This window comes from Photobacterium kagoshimensis, assembly GCF_050337045.1.
Lineage (GTDB): Bacteria > Pseudomonadota > Gammaproteobacteria > Enterobacterales > Vibrionaceae > Photobacterium > Photobacterium kagoshimensis.
Window position 1 is genome coordinate 67,341 of sequence record NZ_JAKJSO010000015.1, and the last position, 17,071, is coordinate 84,411.

Sequence of the window (17,071 nt, forward strand, 5' to 3'; positions counted from 1 at the left end):
CCTTATGCGTTAGCTTGAACAGAGTGATCGTGACGGTTTAAAAGCGGGTTCAGCACTAAGTAACTTAATGCGCCACCTAATACAGCGTTGATTGGGACAACGCCAGGTAGGAAGTGGCCTGCTGCGACACCGATAGCAACACCAATGATGGCTGCCCAGTTAACCGTAGTAAATTCTGCATTTGCGAAATCTTTGTAACGATGACGGTTTTTCAAGAAATCCGCAATAATAATGCCGCCAATTGGTGGAATTGCTGCCGATAGGAAGGTTAACCAACCAACAAAGTTATTGTAGAGCCATAGCGCACATAAAGTACCGACAATACCGTTAATCATAGAGAGGTACTTACTTGGAATGCCTGTGACGTTAGAGAAGCCAAGACCAGAGGCATACAGCGCGTTATCGTTGGTTGTCCAAATGTTTAAACCCAGCACGATAATCGCAGGAATCAATAAGCCTTGTGCAATCATCACTTCTGAAATATCTGCCTGACCTGTTGCGGCACCACCTGCGGCACCAAAGATAAACATTAAAGAGTTACCGATGAAGAAAGCAATCATGGTGATAAACACTGCGGCTTTGGGTTTTTTACCAAATCGAACGAAGTCGGCGGTGAGTGTACCTGCTGAAATGAATGAACCAACGACGAGTGCCAGTGCGGTAGAGAATTCGATAGGGTCTTTTGGCGTGATGGCTTTTAAGCCCTCAAGGCCACCTAAACTGCCAACGGCTTCGATAACAGAGTAACCGCCTAGTAATGCAATGGCTGGGACTGCGATTGCAGAAAGGATCATTAACGCGGCAATACCGAAGTACACAGTGACTGTCATTAATAAACCGGAGACGGCGATAAGGATGTTGGTATCGATGCCTGTCGCTTTATGCACTGGGATAGCAAACATTGCCACGCCAACACCAAACCAACCAACTTGAGTACCGCTAAGAAGAAGAGAGGGAAGCCAAGAGCCTTTAGAACCAAAAGAGAATCGAGCGAGAAGGTGAGTAGAGAGGCCAGTAGAAGAGCCGATGTAACCAAGAAAGGAAGTATAGATACCGAGGATTAAATTACCAATAAGAACAGCGAGGAGAAAATCATCATAAGTTAACCCGGTTCCCAATGTCCCACCTGTCCACATACTGGCAGAAAAGAACGTTAACCCTAACATCACCATCGTTAGTGATAGCACCCCTTTTCGCGCCGATTGCGGTACGGGACCTAAGCTATAGTTATTGTCGCCAGCCATTTTACACCTCTACAAAAATTGTCGCCGAATAAAAATATTGTTGTCATATTCTAGGTAAACGGCGCGTATTCTATGGATATAAATGAACTTATCAAGTGCTTTTTTGGTTATTTATTTTATTACATGATGGCTTTGCTTTTAATTACTTTTATTTCAGTGCTTTATGTTTTTATGTTTTGTTTTTAATTGTCTGTAGAAACGTTTGCTATTGATTTGTTTGGTTTGATGCAAACGATTTTCATCAGTGTGATTGGCTGTAATGGTTAAATGTGGTGGGTAAGTGAAAGTAAAAAGATGAATGTACTTTAAATGCAATCGATAACATATGTCTTCGACTAGAGTGGGGGCGTTTCGGTGTGCAATATTTTGCATTAACACAGTGATACTAATTATTCTGTGTGAAAGGGGAAAACGAATGAGCAAAAGACAAGCCAATAGTGCTATTTCACTGTGTGAGTTCAGTGTGATCGGTTCGGTTTCTTATTGTTAAAAATGGAAATGTGTTTTCCATTTTTGGAATGATGAAAAATAGAAATATTTCTGTATACAAGCTTTAATCATAAAGATGAACAGGCTGTTATTGCTTGTATAAATAAGGAACTAACGCCACTTTTATCTCATTAAATCAGTAGGTTAACGTGAGGGGTTCCTAGCGTGGATAACGAAGCTAGGCTGTGAGCAAAGTTAATCACAGATCTTCCGTTATCCACAGAAGCTGTGAATAACTCTGTGGGAAATGCTCACAGGCTAGAAATCATGCCGCATCTGGTAAAGTCAATACTCTAGCTTGAGAGAAATAAGCGAAAAATAGCTTGTTTTGATTTAGTTCAATTCCTGAAAAAAGAGCTAAAAATAAAATCACTTTTGGCGTTGTTCGTGCTAAAGAGTCGGCGGGCTGCACTTTGGTACAAGCTGATTTCTTTATATAAATCTACGACCTATTTAAGGGGTTTTCATCGTTTTCCACTTGGCCTTAGGTGTATCCCAAGGCTATGCTTAGCCGTTTTTTTTATTTTGAGGACTTGAGAATAAGCCTGTATAAAAACGAATAACAGCCATACAGATCATGACATTTACCAGCATTAGCAAAGGTGTTTCTATGCCATAGCTGGGCGTGGCTTGTAATGCGCTCATGGTTAAAACAACCAGTAGATTCCCGCCCAGCACTTTTTGTATGCCTAGGCTAGGTGATTCGCACAATTTCCAAATGATAATAAAGTTAATCCCATAAAAGCCCGCTAACTGCCACAGCTCGGTAAAGCTGGGCATGATGAAGGTGTATTGCAATAGGATGACAGCCCCCCAGCCAAGCGTTCCCCAAAAAGCTTGCTTAACGATGCTATCCGGCATGGTCACAATGACGTTGGCAAAAACGGATGCTAGCATGGGAAATATTGCCCCACCAGGCAATGGAATAAAGATCCATAGAGCGAAACAAGTCAGCAATATACACACAGCTTTTAACGCATTACGTAGCCGTGCCTTTGTTGCTTGAGTGAGTATTGGTTGTTCAATTGGCTTGCTCAAGCGTGGCGAACTGATTGCAAGCGGTACTTTTAATTCAACAGCATGCTCTTGCATGAAGAGGCGTAGCCTTTTATGGCTGTTTCTATCGTTTGCTATTGCTTTATCCAGTAGAGGTAGCACTGTGGCTAATGTGCATAATGCTTTTTCAACATCAGCCGCATTGTTGCCTTCAAACGCTTCCTTTTGTTGATCTAAATAATCAACATGAGCTTGTACGCGCTGACAGACACCCACCAAAAAACGCCATTGCTTGTGTTGATGTTGTAGTTGATGACTACCCGTTAAAGGGAGGGACAGCAGTTCTTGCAACTTATATATTTGGGTTTGCACATTATCGTTAATCGTTAGATCTAGGCTCTCATTATTGAGTAAGGCGCTGTAACTGGTATTAAGCTTGGTTACTACCTGCTTCAGGGTGGAAAAGAAATGACTTTCTGTCTCTTGAGGCCAGACTAAGCGAAAAACAATCGAGTATACGACAACACCCAATAAGGTTTCTTGAATACGCAACGCAGCAATATTAAAAGTATTGGTGCTATCAAAACCGCCAATCGAGGCAATAATGGCACAGACTACGAAAGCGATGGTAAACATATAGCCGTAGCGCTGATTACTCGCCATAAACACACAATATGCTAAAAATAGTGTATAGAAGCTAATAAAAAGCAGTGGGTCTTGTGAGAAGCATCCAATAAGAAAGATTGCGTAGCCCATACCTAATAACGTACCAAGTACTCGGTTTTGCCCTTTACGAAAGGCATGGCCGTAAGTTTCATTAGCTGCCATCGCGATGATACTAATAACCGACCAGTATGGCTTATCCCACTGCAACCAAAGCGCAAGGCAAATGGCTAGAACCACAGAAAGTGCAACTTTTATGGCATTTTTTGTCGACGGGCTAATATGCATGGCGACCTCGCTTATTCTGTTGTTTTATCTTTTATTATTTTGATTGATGCTGTCATCCCCACTCGAAGTTGTAGGGCTTGAGGCATGTTTTTAAGGTGAACTTTTACAGGAATGCGTTGGGCTAAACGGATCCATTGAAAATTTGGATTCACGTTGGGTAGCAAAGCATTGCCTGTACTACCATCTTGCTTAGCAATACCATAGCCAATGCTTGTGATTTCACCGTCAAGTGGGAGGTTATCGTTCATCATTAAAGTAACTAAAGCCGTATCTTTAGGTTTTACATTTTGCAGATCGGTTTCTTTAAAAAAACCTTCAACCCAAAAACTATTTTGATCGATCAAAGCAACAACAGGGGTGTTAGCTACAACTTGTGACCCTACACGGTGACTTAGGTTTGTTATATAGCCATCTGTCGGTGCGGTGATTTTTGTATAGTTCAAATTTAACTGAGCTTCATCAATAAGAGCCTCTGCGGCAAATACATTGGCTTGAGCTATTTCTACCGCATTGTGCAGGTTATTTAAGGTCAATGTTGGGAGTGCCCCAGGTGTTCGTCTGACTAAATTCAGTGAGCGATGCTCCTCATTTTTTGCTTTATTTAGCAGAGCCAGTGATTGTTTGTGGCTGGCAATCGCTTTTTTAAGATTGTTCTTATATACACTGTCATCAATTTCAAATAACACATCTCCTTTCTTAACCTGTGCATTATCTTCAATATTCATTTTTATTATTTGTCCTGTTACACGAGGGGTTATTTGAATAACGTATGCGCGAATTTGTCCATCGCGAGTCCAAGGGTTTTGAGTGTAAGTGAGGTATTGCGAATAGAGGATCACCGAAGCTGTCACCATTAAAGTAAAGGTGACGAAGTAACGTTTTAGCATTAAATAATTCTCTTAAAAAATCGGGATGTATTTATTGAGGGCGTTTACAATAATGACCATTAAGCACAGCTCTGCAATAATAGGAAAAGCAATTAAACGGTACAGTCCGAGCTTTCCGCCAATAAAAAAGACAAAGCTAGCTAGCGCATAAGCGACGACGACAACTAATAAAAGTGGCGGAATATACAGTTCACCTAATGCAATTTCATGCGGCATCATAACGAGGGCCACCTTTGGATGATAATTGAAAGGTGTGTAAGGATAGAGCGAGAAGCTTGATACGGGTAATCGCATTTGATGGATCAGATCCATCAAATGGAGAAGGGATGAGATCACGTGATTACTGGGTGTATTGCGAAATCGTAGCGATAATGTTTTCTTTTACTTTAGTGATCTGCTTTGAATGGGGGCACCAGAGGGCTAGTGGGATCCTTAAATCGTCTTTTAGTTGCTCTGATGGCAGTTTGAGCAAGTGTTCACTGATGTATTCAGACTGAATGATTTTGGTTGGCAGTAGTGACCAACCGAGCCCTTGCTCAACAAACTTCACAATTAAAGACAGCTGCTCGATAACTTCGTAGTTCGGTGAGAGAATCACCTTTTCACCCATTTCATCATCGATTAATGATTTTAAAACAAACTGACGGCTTGTTTTTAATGCTCCGTATTGCTCTGTGAGTGGCATCGCTGAAATAGGGTGGCTTTTACCAACAAAGGGAGCAAAAGCAATATGATTAAGAAGGATATAATCGATACTGTTAATCAGCGTACTTTGGTGAACATTCACCATGCCAAAATGGATTGAACCATCTTGGATTCCTCTCTTTATTTCGGGTTTAGTGCGAACGAGAAAGTTAACTCGCATGGATGGAAAGGCTTTTGCGAGATTGACGCGAATATCCGTCAGGACTTTATTTGGTAAAAAGCTGCAATACGCAATAGTAATAGACTCAAGCCCACCATAAGAGAGGCTTAATGCGACGCGATCAAAAGTGCGTGCTTGTTCAATGGCTTGTTTTGCATAGCGATACAAAAGTTCACCGTCTTCGGTTGGCTTGACCGAACGACCAATACGTTCGAAGACTTTGATGGCGAGCTGATCTTCTAAATTAGAGATTACTTGACCAATTGTGGTGCGGTGCTTGTTAAGCTTAGTTGCGGCTTTGCTGAAAGATGCTTGTTCGTAGACGGTAACGAAAGCATTAAGTTGCTCTAGGCTGAAATTCATGTAACGACTGGCTGAGTAATGAGTATCCCTAACTGTAGCACTGTATGTCTTTGGTGTATAAAAGACTTTGTTAGAAGGGATTTTACTAGAAAAAACTTTGATGATTAAAGAGGCGTTATGAGGATAACTATCCGGCCTTATGTCTGTGCGGATGCACAAGCCCTGTGGCAGCTGTTTTTTGATACGGTAAAAGAAGTAAATTCTCGTGACTATTCGCAAGCACAAGTTAAGGCATGGGCGCCAGCTAACTTCGACTTTAACGTTTGGCAACAGCGTATGGCAGGTATTCAACCTTTTGTTGCTGAAATTGATGGGGTGATTGTCGGTTATACTGATCTACAAGCATCTGGTTTGATTGACCATTTTTTTTGTCATCATCAATATCAAGGAAAAGGGGTTGGTAGAGCGCTAATGCAACATGTACTCAATAGCGCCAAAGCAAAAGCGATTCCCCGTTTGTATTCAGAAGTGAGCATTACGGCAAGGCCTTTTTATGAACATTACGGTTTTTTTGTCGTACGAGAGCAAACAATTACAGTACGAGGACAAAAAATGAATAACTTCATTCTAGAGAAATGGCTTTAAGCTGAGCACGATTCGTTCTATTTTCATACAGCGAATCTTAGATCTTTAATTATTCACTGCTAATATGAATCTATGCTCGCATTAGAGCAAAACATCTATTATATTATTCGTTCGTCTTTCTGGATTTGTAATTCTCATTACTTATATTACGCAGTAGATACCTAAAAATAAGTATTTATATTTTAGGTGTATGCCCATATGTATCTATTAACGAGATATTATAAAAAATAAAATCTATTAAAGAATATGTTTTTATGAAGTTCACTGTTTTAAAACATTCACTTTTTGTCGCAATGCATCTTATGATTGCTTATTCGACAACGTTTTTTGCTACTATCATTATGATTTTTACTGAAGACTGGAACAATCCATGGAGTCACGACACTCATGAGTTAATTTCAGATGTCATTTTGTGTGTTTTACTTGTTTACGGCAGTATTATAGCCTATTGGCACATCGTTAAACCGATATTGAAGTGGAAGTCTGTGAGACGTATTTCGATTGGTGAATAATATCTGTCACTAATCTAATACCTGCAGCGCATTATATATATCGCTATCTGTTAATAAGTTTAAATAAACTGTCTTTCGCTGTAAACGTATTTTCATGGTATAAAGAACAGGTCCTCGAACAAAAAAATACAGGAGAAAATAAATGGAATTAGTTTCACCTTCATATGAGTTTGAAACCGCTTTTTTTGAATTTTATGATGACTTTTTAGCTAATGACCACAGCAATGCAGAGCACTATTTAGCGGGTAAACAAGACTTCACTTCATATGTTCAGCGACTTCTTGATGAAGCAAATGGCGTGAATTTACCCGAGGGTTATGTGCCTTGTAACCACTATTGGTTAGTTAATGATAACAAAGCGATGCTTGGTGCTATTCGTGTTCGTCATCATATAGACAGTGATTTCCTTGCCCTCGAAGCAGGCCATATTGGTTACGATGTGGCACCGTCATTTCGTCACCAGGGTCATGGTAAAACAATGCTGAGACTTGTGCTCCCCAAAGCCAAGGCACTCGGCATTCATACCGCCCTTATCACGGCAGATGAAGATAACCTTGCATCGCGTAAAGTCATTGAAAGTAATGGCGGTCAGTTCGATAAAATCGTTATAGGTAAGGTCTTCCCCAATCCAATTGCCCGATACTGGGTGAACTGTAGAGATTTCCCTATTTAATTTTGTAAACAAGCTCGCATTGTGTGTTTCTTTCCTTTGTCCTGTGTTGAATAAATTGCATAGTAGTCTAGAGCTAATCTATTGATATATTTGAAGTGTCATGTTCATGTCGTGTTGGTGACGTTACCTTAATTGGCTCTATAGCGTAATGTTGACTTAAACAGCAGAAGGGAATCAGTGATGATAGTCAGAAAGTTAAGGTTACAGCGTGGTTGGTCGCAAGACCATTTGTCTCAAATCAGCGGCTTGAGTGTAAGAACTATTCAGCGCATTGAGCGAGGACATAATGCTGGTCTTGAATCCTTGAAAGCGCTTGCTGCTGTCTTTGACGTTCAAGTAACGGATTTACAAAAGGAGCCAGCCATGAATGAATCAAACAGCAATAATTCTGATATTCCAAATGCAGACACGCATCGTGAGGCAATGATTTCAGATGAAGAAAATAAGGTATTAGCGCAGGTTAGGGAGATTAAAGGTTTTTACTCTCATTTAATCACGTATGTGCTTGTGATTAGCATGTTGTTTGTAATTAACTTTATTACTGATTCCAGTTATATCTGGGCATGGTGGCCTGCAATGGGGTGGGGGATTGGTATAATTTCTCATGCATTGAGTGCTTTTGAAATTATGAACTTCTTCGGGGCTGATTGGGAGAAGAAGCAAGTAGAAAAGCGTTTAGGCCGTAAACTGTAATCGAATATAAAAGAAATAGAGCTAGTATCTAGCTCTATTTCTTCATTAGGATAAATGATGAGTGTTTTATCGAGGGTAAACTTTTTTAAATCGCTCTAGCACAAGTTCAGACTCTTCATGAAAGAGAGTTCCTATTTGTTGCGCATATTTAGTAAAGAAATCAATATGAGCCTGACGCCACCATTCGTAGCTACCATCACCTTCGCCTTCTAATTCTGCAAACTCACGTGTGACTTGGTTAAAAGGACTGGTGGAAACGTTGGTTAGTTTGACGATACATACAGGCTCTTCAGCCCAGTTCAGCACTAGGGTTAAGTTACCAACTTGAGGTAGTGGCTCATTATCAATATCGTAGCCTGCTTTTAAGCTGCATGATGCGCGTTTAATGTCCGCATTAATTAAACGTGCGCATTCATTAGCATTGTACTCATCGGCGCAAAAATACTCGGCAATAATTTGCGGGATTGCAGCATGCTCGCTTGGTGTTAATTGTGCTAAATATGCATCTAGCATTGCTTGTTGATTTGGTGTCATGATCTTCCTTGATATGAGGGACTTAGAATGAATGCTTGTTAGCTTCTATTGATTTAAGTTCAGCTCTTTCGTAACGTATTGGTCATAATTTATCATTTGTTCTGTATGATATCCCTATGTAGGTTTGCCGTTAACGGCTCAATCGACGATAAATTTTACAGCCGATCGCATAGCCAATCGCGAAAAGTGTAATAAACAACATGGCAGAAATGAAATAAGCAAGGTATTGGGAAATACCTAAGCCCCACACTAAGCTAAAAACTAACCCTTGGAATGCTTCAAATGGCCACTCGATAGCTGGAAAATGCGAGTCTCCAGCCAGCAATAAAATAAGACTAAAAACTGGGACTAAGCCACCAAACACGCCACTTGCTATCATTCTATTCATGTATATTTGACCACTTAAAAGAGATGTTCAGTTGCCATTTTGGTTTTATCTCTTTGTGTTTTCAAGCCCTATATACTTAATACCAAATTGGTCAATTATTAAATCAATTGATATAGCGTTTTACGAGGGAAAGCTGTATAGAAAAGCCCCTGAACGGGGCTTGATTGAAGGGATATATTTTAGTGAATGGTTACTATTGCTTAAATTTAAAAGCCCCTACATGGCGGTCTAACGTTTGAGCAAGTTCAGCTAGTTTTTGACTCGAGAGTTCGAGTTCTTGGCTAGCGGTAAGCCCAACTTTTACGGAGCTATCGACTGTATCTATAAAGAAAAGCCGACACAGAATGAATCAGCGTCGGCTTTGGTTATGTATCATTTAGCTCGTTAGGTTAGGGGGGAACTAACGAACCGTGATAGTCAATTGTTTGTATGTAGATGCTTATTTGGTAAAGAAGCCGTTATACATCATGTATAAGTGAGCCGCAGACCAAGAGAAGTTCGATGCGCCTTGCACTGCCCCCGTTTCTGGGTTGTAGTTTTCGCGAATGGGCATATTGCCTGTCATGCCTTCTGCGTTATTAAATAGCTCGTTGGCCATCGTAATTGCTTCTTGCTTGTAACCGTAGTTATCCATGGCACGGAAGCCAAAGTACACTTGGTCTAACCATACACGACCACGCCAATACACATCTTTGCCATAAGCGGGGTTAGTTTGTGATGCGGTTGGTAAAGGCACGCCGGTATTTTGGAATTTATCAGGTGTATTGAATTCGTCTTGATCGCGCATCACCGCGATGACTTTATCCGCGTGATCTTGCGTAGCCGCGCCATTAAAGAGAGGCGACCAACCCTCAGGGCCACGACCTCGAGCAACAATAGGTTCACCGGCACAACCATTGGCTAATGGGGCAGGGGTTGTGCCATCAGCTGCAACATTGAGGTGAATGTCGTAGAAAAAGCCAGTACTTTCATCAAACATACATTGGTTAATGTAGGTTTTAATTTTACTTGCGCCATCTAAGAACTCTTGTGCTCGGTCTTTACCTGCAACACCATCAGAAACTAACCCCGCCATTTCAGCAAGGTATTTGTTGTCTGAGTACATGTAAGAGGCCTGATCGACAGACTCTTGCAGCATAGAGAAGCCAAGTAATTGACCCGCTGGATCGTTGTTATTTGCGCGGTTTTCAGCAAAACGGACTTCCCAGTCTTTCTTCGCCAGTTTCAGTTTTGCTAAGTTAGCCGCATCTTTATTGGTGTAATCCCATGCGCCATTGGTTAGCGCCATGCTGTTATCAAAATCATGTGCAGTGGCTGCATAGCGACCTAGTTGATCGACATTCATGTCAGGGTTGTTGATATCTTCAGCTTGTTTGTTCATGTCGTGAATATTGTAGATAAAGCCAAAGCGAGCCGCGTTATCCATGCCAGATTCCCAACCAGCAGCTTCTTGCGCACCGACTTCAAGGTTCATGTAATCAACGTGATCCAGAATCTTATTATACGAAGTCATGCCTTTTACTTGGTAGTGATCGCCGTCTTTTTTAATGATGTCTTCAGCAGGGATAATGGTCGTGAAGTTAGGATCTTTGGTCTCAACCCATACGTACATCACACCTTCAGGAGTGTTGTGCGCAGGATCAACCGCAGCGCCGTACTCAGGCACACCGTTTTGGTTGTGATCGCGATTTGATAGCCACCAATCGTGGTATGCCACCAATTTCGGGTAGATTTCGTCAATGAAAGCTTGTGCATCTTGTTGGCGGCCAAAGTCATTCGCCAGTGCATGGTACACTTCCATGACAGACCAAGCCGCGAGTGATGGTTTAGTATTACGTTCGTTCCAGTTTTCAGAGCCTGCACCGCCGCGTGATGTTGGTTTAGTGTAGGTCAGAACGTCAAGCAAGTAACCTTTATCTTGTGGGCGAATTGTATCATTAGCTTGGACTTGTTCTTGGAAAACTGTGCGGATGTTATCCATCGCTACATCGGGGTTGAAGTGCGCCATCGCATACGCTTGTTTCCATGAATCCCACGGCCAGGTTAAGTTGCCAGAGAACCAGCGCGCAGTAACAGACGGTGTCACTGTTGCTTGTTTAATATCACCAGCGGCTGAGCGCCAGTTACCATTCAAGGTCATCATGGCTTTTACTGCGACACGTGCTTGTTCAGGTGTTGCATCTTTATTGGTTAAGCCATTCGCTAAATAGCCATCCCAACGTTTTTTAGAGGCATTCATGTAGGAGGTAGGTGTGGCCAACACATCTTGTAGTTTTACGATTTCAGATGCGACTTCGTTGGCATTGTGTAAGTTCGAGTAGGCCGAATAGAAGGCGGTTGTTTTCTTAGCTGAAACTTGCGTCTCTGAGAAAGAAGTAAATGAAGTTTCGTTGGCGATAGTGCGTGTTTTTAATGAGCGCGTAATACGGAATTCGGCGTCAGCATCACTACGAATTGCCCAGTTGTTTTTCATATCACCGAAATTGATTTTGATGCCGTTATCAATTGCAGAAATTTGGCGTTTGTATTCTGGGTAGTATTCAGCAACTGTCTTATTTTCATAGCTTTCACCAGAACGTGCGTATTTAACTAACTCACCATCCCATTCTAATGAAAGATCCATGTCATTATCAGTTAAGTTGGTGATTTTTGTTTCAACTAACGAAGAGCGATTAGTGACAAAGCGTAGAACCATTTGAACATGAATGTCGTCCAATTCTAATACTTGAACTAATGCACCAGGAATAGAGTAAACCTTCGCTTTCGCATTCGACAGGTTATAGGTTGTTCCCGTGTTTTTATCGGTAATGGTGAGTTTGTCGAACGTTTCGCCAGACATGAAGTGCGCATATTCTTGCGTCACCTGCATAATGCCACCAAAGCTACCGTAACCGGCGGCATCCTCTGGTAGCAAGTGGCCATGCCATGCACCATTATCGATCAATGCATTGTATTTAAGGTTCGAGTAAACATCGTAATCGCGCAGGTGAGTAGGGTTGCCTGTACGATCTATGACGTTGGTAAATTCAGACGTAGGTGCAACTGGCAAAGTGAAGCCGCTACCGCCATTATTATCGTCATTAGAATTACAGCCAGATAGTAAGATTGAAGCCCCGATTACAATAGCAAGTGTGCTTTTATTAAACATACTATTTTCCTATTATTTACGTTATATTATTTTTTTTGCTTAGTTAAATAAGCAAATTTTAAGTGTGAGAATCCATCCTGAGTTAATAGGATTCTCTTTTTTTTTAAATTTAATTTTTTAAATTGTTATTTTTATTGTAATTCTTTTGCGAATGAAATCGCTTTGAGTAATTCACCATCCACATTTGGGATAGTATCAGATAAAAAGATCTGATTACCTGGTGTAAATGTCATAAGTACATTTTTTAGTGTTCTATTAGTTTCACCAGTTTTATTTTGAACATCAAATTCAATGAGTTTGTTATATACCTCCGTGGCGAGTTTTTCTTCTTGCTCTTCAGTTATAGCAATTCTCCCTATGCAAATAGGAGGGCGAATTTTATGGCTGAATGATTCTTTTCGAAATCTTTCGGCAAACAAGGTATCGAGCTTTGAACCTTCCTCAAAAATAAATCGTCCTTTATCTTTGAATTGAAACTGGTGTTCACCTTTAAGGACGATATAGTCCATCATCTCTAACGCTCTTAGATAGAGGGTTATAGAAGTTGAACTGAGCGTATATTTTTGGGTGATTTCCTCTAGTGTCCATTCATTTCGACGAAGCAAATACAAAAAATCGAAAAGGAAAGGAAACTGATGGAAAATTTCACTGTTTACATCTGTTATAAATTGTTCATTTTCATGTTGTAACTGCCTACCTCGCTTTGATAATTCAACGAGATCTGTGTCTAAGTGGCTTGCATAGAGTAATATTTTATCAAGCCCTAAAGCCGTATTGTGTAGTTGCCTTTTAATCGTCGAAAGCGGTATCCCTGTTCCTATAGATAAATCTGCGTAACAAATGCCTTTTTCTTTGATTTTTTCTCTTAACGCAGCGAGCAAATACGTTGCGGAATTATTCATTTAATAATGCCTGTTTTTAATCCACTTATATCCATGGGGTTTATACAAGATATTCCTATTCTTGTGATCTTGATTCAGTAAATGATTTTAGTTTTTAATAATTGATGAGAATATATCCAGTTCATAGCCAATTAGATTGCTTTTAATTTTAGTTTTGTTAATTGATTGCATTAATTAGTTTCTGTATCTATAGCTCTCATTCTTTTCGGGTGTGAGTATAGTTGTTTTGAACTGTTTTATTAAGAGAGATGCACTTTAAATATAAAAAATTAACGCTGAGTTATAAATATGAAATTTTGAGTGTCAAGAATTTGAACTTAGGAAAAGAGTAATGCATAACATCACATAAGTAACAATGAAGGGTGGATTTTAAAAGTAACTTGTATTCGTAAAAGGAATGTTAATGTCATCGTGATAATACGTTAATGATGGTTTTATATTATTGAATCAAAGTCATATTATATTGGTATTGAATAATATGGTAGTTACTTTTAATTAATTATTAATAATAACACTGTTGAGTAGCTGCCTAAAATAGCATGTAGCGTTATATTATGCTTCATAAAACAATGAGTTAGTAAATTAAAAAGCACACAGCTTTTAATATTCGTGACATGCGATGGCTTTGTTTGTTTATTAAGCGGTTCACTTCTATGCTTTCACCATTCTCTAATACTAACCATTTGTCGTTTGGAGGGTTAAAAATGAAAAAGCGTCTTATTGGGGGAATGCTTGTTTTGCTTGTGAGTGCTGGCGTAAATGCTGACAGTGGGCTGATAACACTTAAAAGTGCTTATAGCGTCAATGAAACGGTGGTTAGGCTTGAAAAAGCGGTACAAGAAAAGGGCCTGACGATTTTTGCGCGTATTGATCACGCTAAAAATGCGGAAACTATTGGTGTTAGCTTGCGGCCTACCCAACTAGTAATGTTTGGTAACCCCAAAGTTGGTTCACCGCTTATGGTTTGTAGCCAAGGGATTGCGATTGATCTACCCCAGAAAATCGTGGTTAGCGAAGATGAAAATCAGCAAGTTTGGCTAACTTATAATGACCCTTACTACTTGGTAAAACGTCATGATATTCAAGGCTGTGATCCTGTTATTAAAAAAGTAAGTAAAGCTTTAGCTAACTTTGCACAAGCAGCGGCACAGCTTTAGTTATGGTCGTACAACCTGTTCACCATCAGAGATATTTGTGTCTATTAGGTGGGGGCTACTTTCCTTAAGGGTCCAGCGGTGGTCATTACGGCTGAGCTTGCGGTACTGGGTCGGTGTCACCCCAAGGTAGCTTTGGAAAGTTTGATAAAAACGGCTGCTGGAATTAAAACCCACGGTTAGGGTTATATCTAATATTGTTCGCTCGGTATCACTCAGTAGGGCGCGAGCATGGTTAATGCGCATCGCGGTGATATATTGCTTAATGGTTAATTGCATCATGCGTTGGAAAATCCCCATAGCATAATTGGCATGCAATCCAACGTGATCGGCAATTTGCTTAACTGTTAGCGGTGTATCATGATGAGTAGCAATATATTCAAGCATTTGACTAACATAGAACTGCGAATGCTTGGAAACACCATTTTGAGTTGGTTTGTCTTTGCGGCTGGCGAGCATCTGCGACCAACCCGTAAGGCATAAACGCTTGAGCATCAGACTTATTTCATCGGCGGCCAATTGCTGACGACTTTCAGCGTTATGCGCCATTTCATATTCCCACCGCTTAAGTTCAAACTCACTCACCAATGAAGCGTCATTCGAATGTAAAACGGCGCCATGTGTTATCTGATTTACAAACTCTCTATTAAGTGGCCACGATAAAAAGTGGTGAATTGGGATGTTGATGATCCCCATATTATGACAGTTTCCAGGGTTGGTTAGTCGATGAGGGACTGATGCCCAAAATAGTCCAATATGACCATCTTTTAGTACAATAGGGCTGCCATTAATGATGTACTCCACATCGCCCCCGAATGGGATGTTCACTTCAACTTGCCCATGCCAATGGTACCCCGGCATATCATGTGGCTGTCTCAATTCAATATCGATCTTCTCATACGAAGAGTAAAGCGATAGCGGACTGATAGAAACACTTTCAGGCATATCGTTGTCTTGTGTTGTTACAAACAATACGTCTTTTTTGGGCGGTTTCATGTCAGGTCCTTAGGAAATAGCATATATGGCTGTTCTATCAGAGTATTTCATTTGATTCAGGATGTTTGTCACAGAGTGAATATTTCTCTTAAGTATAAATTCCGATATGAGATCGGGGTTACAATCTTTGGCTTTGTATCGGTTTGGTATCCGAAAAGCTCACCAAAATGCACCTTTTTATCCTGTTTTCTCATATTTTATTTCTGGTGGAGGAAAATATGAGAAAACGGGATAGCGATATCATTTACCGAGACGAAAAGTACCAGCGAAGGCGTGTAATGTTTCATCATCACATTACGATAGTTACTGAGATTGAAGGATAGAAATCGAATGAATACGCCAAAGATCACTTTCATTGGAGCTGGCTCAACTATTTTCGTTAAGAATATTCTTGGCGATGTTTTCCATAAGCCTGCGCTGAAACACGCACGAATTGCTTTGATGGATATTGATGAAACTCGCTTAGAAGAGTCTCATATTGTTGTCAGTAAGTTGATGGAATCAGCGGGTGCTGAGGGGACGATTACTTGTCACCTTAATCAAAAAGAAGCGTTGCAAGATGCCGACTTTGTCGTAGTGGCCTTTCAAATTGGCGGATTCGAGCCCTGTACGGTGACCGACTTTGAAGTGTGTAAGCGTCATGGTTTAGAGCAAACTATCGCCGATACATTAGGCCCTGGCGGTATTATGCGCTCGCTGCGTACCATTCCACACCTATGGCAGATCTGTGAAGACATGACGGAAATCTGTCCAGAGGCAACCATGCTGAATTACGTTAACCCTATGGCGATGAATACCTGGGCTATGTATGACAAGTATCCGAATATTAAGCAAGTGGGTCTTTGTCACTCTGTACAGGGAACGGCAGAGGAACTTGCGCGTGACTTAGAGATAGACTATCGCGATCTACGCTTTACCTGTGCGGGTATCAACCACATGGCTTATTACCTCACGCTGGAGCACAAAAATGAGCAGGGCGAGTATGTCGATATTTCCCCTGACTTGTTAGCTGCTTTCGAAAGTGGAAAAGCACCTAAGCCAGGCATTTATCACAATGGCCGCTGTACCAACTTGGTACGTTATGAAATGTTCAAAAAGCTGGGCTATTTCGTGACTGAATCATCGGAGCACTTTGCAGAATACACACCGTACTTTATTAAGCCTAACCGCCCAGATTTGATTGAACGTTATAAAGTGCCGCTAGATGAGTACCCTAAACGCTGCGTCGAGCAAATTGCAGCTTGGAAGCAAGACTTAGAAGCATTTAAAAATGCCGATCGTATTGATGTAAAAGAATCACACGAATATGCCAGCACTATTATGAATGCGATTTGGACAGGCACACCAAGTGTTATTTACGGCAATGTGAAAAACGAAGGACTTATCGACAATTTACCACACGGTTGCTGTGTTGAAGTGGCATGTCTAGTCGATGCTAACGGTATTCAGCCAACCAAAGTTGGTACGCTACCTAATCATTTAGCAGCGCTGATGCAGACCAACATCAATGTTCAAACCTTACTGACAGAAGCTATTCTGACCGAAAACAAAGATCGTATCTACCATGCTGCAATGTTAGACCCGCATACTTCAGCTGTATTAGGGCTCGAAGAAATCTATGCACTCGTTGATGATTTGATTGCTGCGCATGAAGGTTGGTTACCTGCTTGGGTCCATAAATAACCCGATAA

At 40.8% G+C, this 17,071-nt stretch carries 15 protein-coding genes; 5 read left to right on the forward strand and 10 right to left on the reverse strand.

Going from position 1 to position 17,071, the window contains the following annotated elements; all coding sequences use genetic code 11:
- Positions 1-2: 2 nt before the first annotated feature.
- The 5 genes from codB to L4C35_RS13805 all read right to left on the reverse strand — a co-directional run bounded on the left by codB (position 3) and on the right by L4C35_RS13805 (position 5,795).
- Positions 3-1,244 (reverse strand): cytosine permease, encoded by a 1,242-nt coding sequence (gene codB / locus L4C35_RS13785; protein ID WP_428463421.1) that lies wholly within the window; start codon positions 1,242-1,244, stop codon positions 3-5.
- Between the two features lie 996 nt (positions 1,245-2,240).
- A complete protein-coding gene (locus L4C35_RS13790; protein WP_428463422.1) occupies positions 2,241-3,680 on the reverse strand; it encodes an FUSC family protein in 1,440 nt (479 codons plus the stop codon).
- A gap of 11 nt (positions 3,681-3,691) precedes the next feature.
- Positions 3,692-4,567: an HlyD family secretion protein gene (locus tag L4C35_RS13795; RefSeq protein WP_428463423.1), complete on the reverse strand. Its 876-nt coding sequence runs from the start codon at positions 4,565-4,567 to the stop codon at positions 3,692-3,694.
- A 12-nt stretch (positions 4,568-4,579) separates the two neighbouring features.
- A complete protein-coding gene (locus L4C35_RS13800) occupies positions 4,580-4,786 on the reverse strand; it encodes a DUF1656 domain-containing protein (RefSeq protein WP_428463424.1) in 207 nt (68 codons plus the stop codon).
- Positions 4,787-4,907: 121 nt separating this feature from the next.
- Complete coding sequence (locus tag L4C35_RS13805) at positions 4,908-5,795, reverse strand: LysR family transcriptional regulator (protein ID WP_428463425.1); 888 nt, start codon at positions 5,793-5,795, stop codon at positions 4,908-4,910.
- Positions 5,796-5,912: 117 nt separating this feature from the next.
- Between L4C35_RS13805 and L4C35_RS13810 the strand changes: the two genes are divergently transcribed.
- The 3 genes from L4C35_RS13810 (at position 5,913) to L4C35_RS13820 (ending at position 8,258) form a co-directional block, all read left to right on the forward strand.
- A complete protein-coding gene (locus L4C35_RS13810) occupies positions 5,913-6,380 on the forward strand; it encodes a GNAT family N-acetyltransferase (protein WP_428463426.1) in 468 nt (155 codons plus the stop codon).
- Positions 6,381-7,034: 654 nt separating this feature from the next.
- Positions 7,035-7,565: a GNAT family N-acetyltransferase gene (locus tag L4C35_RS13815; protein ID WP_428463427.1), complete on the forward strand. Its 531-nt coding sequence runs from the start codon at positions 7,035-7,037 to the stop codon at positions 7,563-7,565.
- Positions 7,566-7,745: 180 nt separating this feature from the next.
- On the forward strand, positions 7,746-8,258 hold the full coding sequence (locus tag L4C35_RS13820) for a 2TM domain-containing protein (protein WP_428463428.1): 513 nt from the start codon (positions 7,746-7,748) through the stop codon (positions 8,256-8,258).
- A 66-nt stretch (positions 8,259-8,324) separates the two neighbouring features.
- Here the strand turns inward: L4C35_RS13820 and L4C35_RS13825 are convergent, their stop codons facing one another.
- The 4 genes from L4C35_RS13825 to L4C35_RS13840 all read right to left on the reverse strand — a co-directional run bounded on the left by L4C35_RS13825 (position 8,325) and on the right by L4C35_RS13840 (position 13,230).
- Entirely contained in the window at positions 8,325-8,792 is a 468-nt protein-coding gene (locus L4C35_RS13825; protein WP_428463429.1) for an ASCH domain-containing protein, read from the reverse strand.
- A 130-nt stretch (positions 8,793-8,922) separates the two neighbouring features.
- Positions 8,923-9,180 (reverse strand): hypothetical protein, encoded by a 258-nt coding sequence (locus L4C35_RS13830; protein WP_428463430.1) that lies wholly within the window; start codon positions 9,178-9,180, stop codon positions 8,923-8,925.
- Between the two features lie 439 nt (positions 9,181-9,619).
- Positions 9,620-12,328 (reverse strand): alpha-glucosidase, encoded by a 2,709-nt coding sequence (ygjK, locus tag L4C35_RS13835; RefSeq protein ID WP_428463431.1) that lies wholly within the window; start codon positions 12,326-12,328, stop codon positions 9,620-9,622.
- Positions 12,329-12,459: 131 nt separating this feature from the next.
- The gene (locus L4C35_RS13840; RefSeq protein ID WP_428463432.1) at positions 12,460-13,230 is read right to left on the reverse strand and encodes a transcriptional regulator; all 771 of its coding nucleotides are present in this window, start codon (positions 13,228-13,230) and stop codon (positions 12,460-12,462) included.
- Positions 13,231-13,934: 704 nt separating this feature from the next.
- On the opposite strand from L4C35_RS13840, the gene L4C35_RS13845 reads away from it, so the two are divergent.
- A complete protein-coding gene (locus L4C35_RS13845; RefSeq protein WP_428463433.1) occupies positions 13,935-14,387 on the forward strand; it encodes a DUF302 domain-containing protein in 453 nt (150 codons plus the stop codon).
- Here L4C35_RS13845 and melR read toward each other — a convergent pair whose 3' ends face one another.
- On the reverse strand, positions 14,388-15,380 hold the full coding sequence (melR, locus tag L4C35_RS13850; protein ID WP_428463434.1) for a transcriptional regulator MelR: 993 nt from the start codon (positions 15,378-15,380) through the stop codon (positions 14,388-14,390).
- Between the two features lie 330 nt (positions 15,381-15,710).
- On the opposite strand from melR, the gene L4C35_RS13855 reads away from it, so the two are divergent.
- The gene (locus L4C35_RS13855; protein ID WP_428463435.1) at positions 15,711-17,063 is read left to right on the forward strand and encodes an alpha-glucosidase/alpha-galactosidase; all 1,353 of its coding nucleotides are present in this window, start codon (positions 15,711-15,713) and stop codon (positions 17,061-17,063) included.
- The last annotated feature ends 8 nt before the right edge of the window (positions 17,064-17,071 follow it).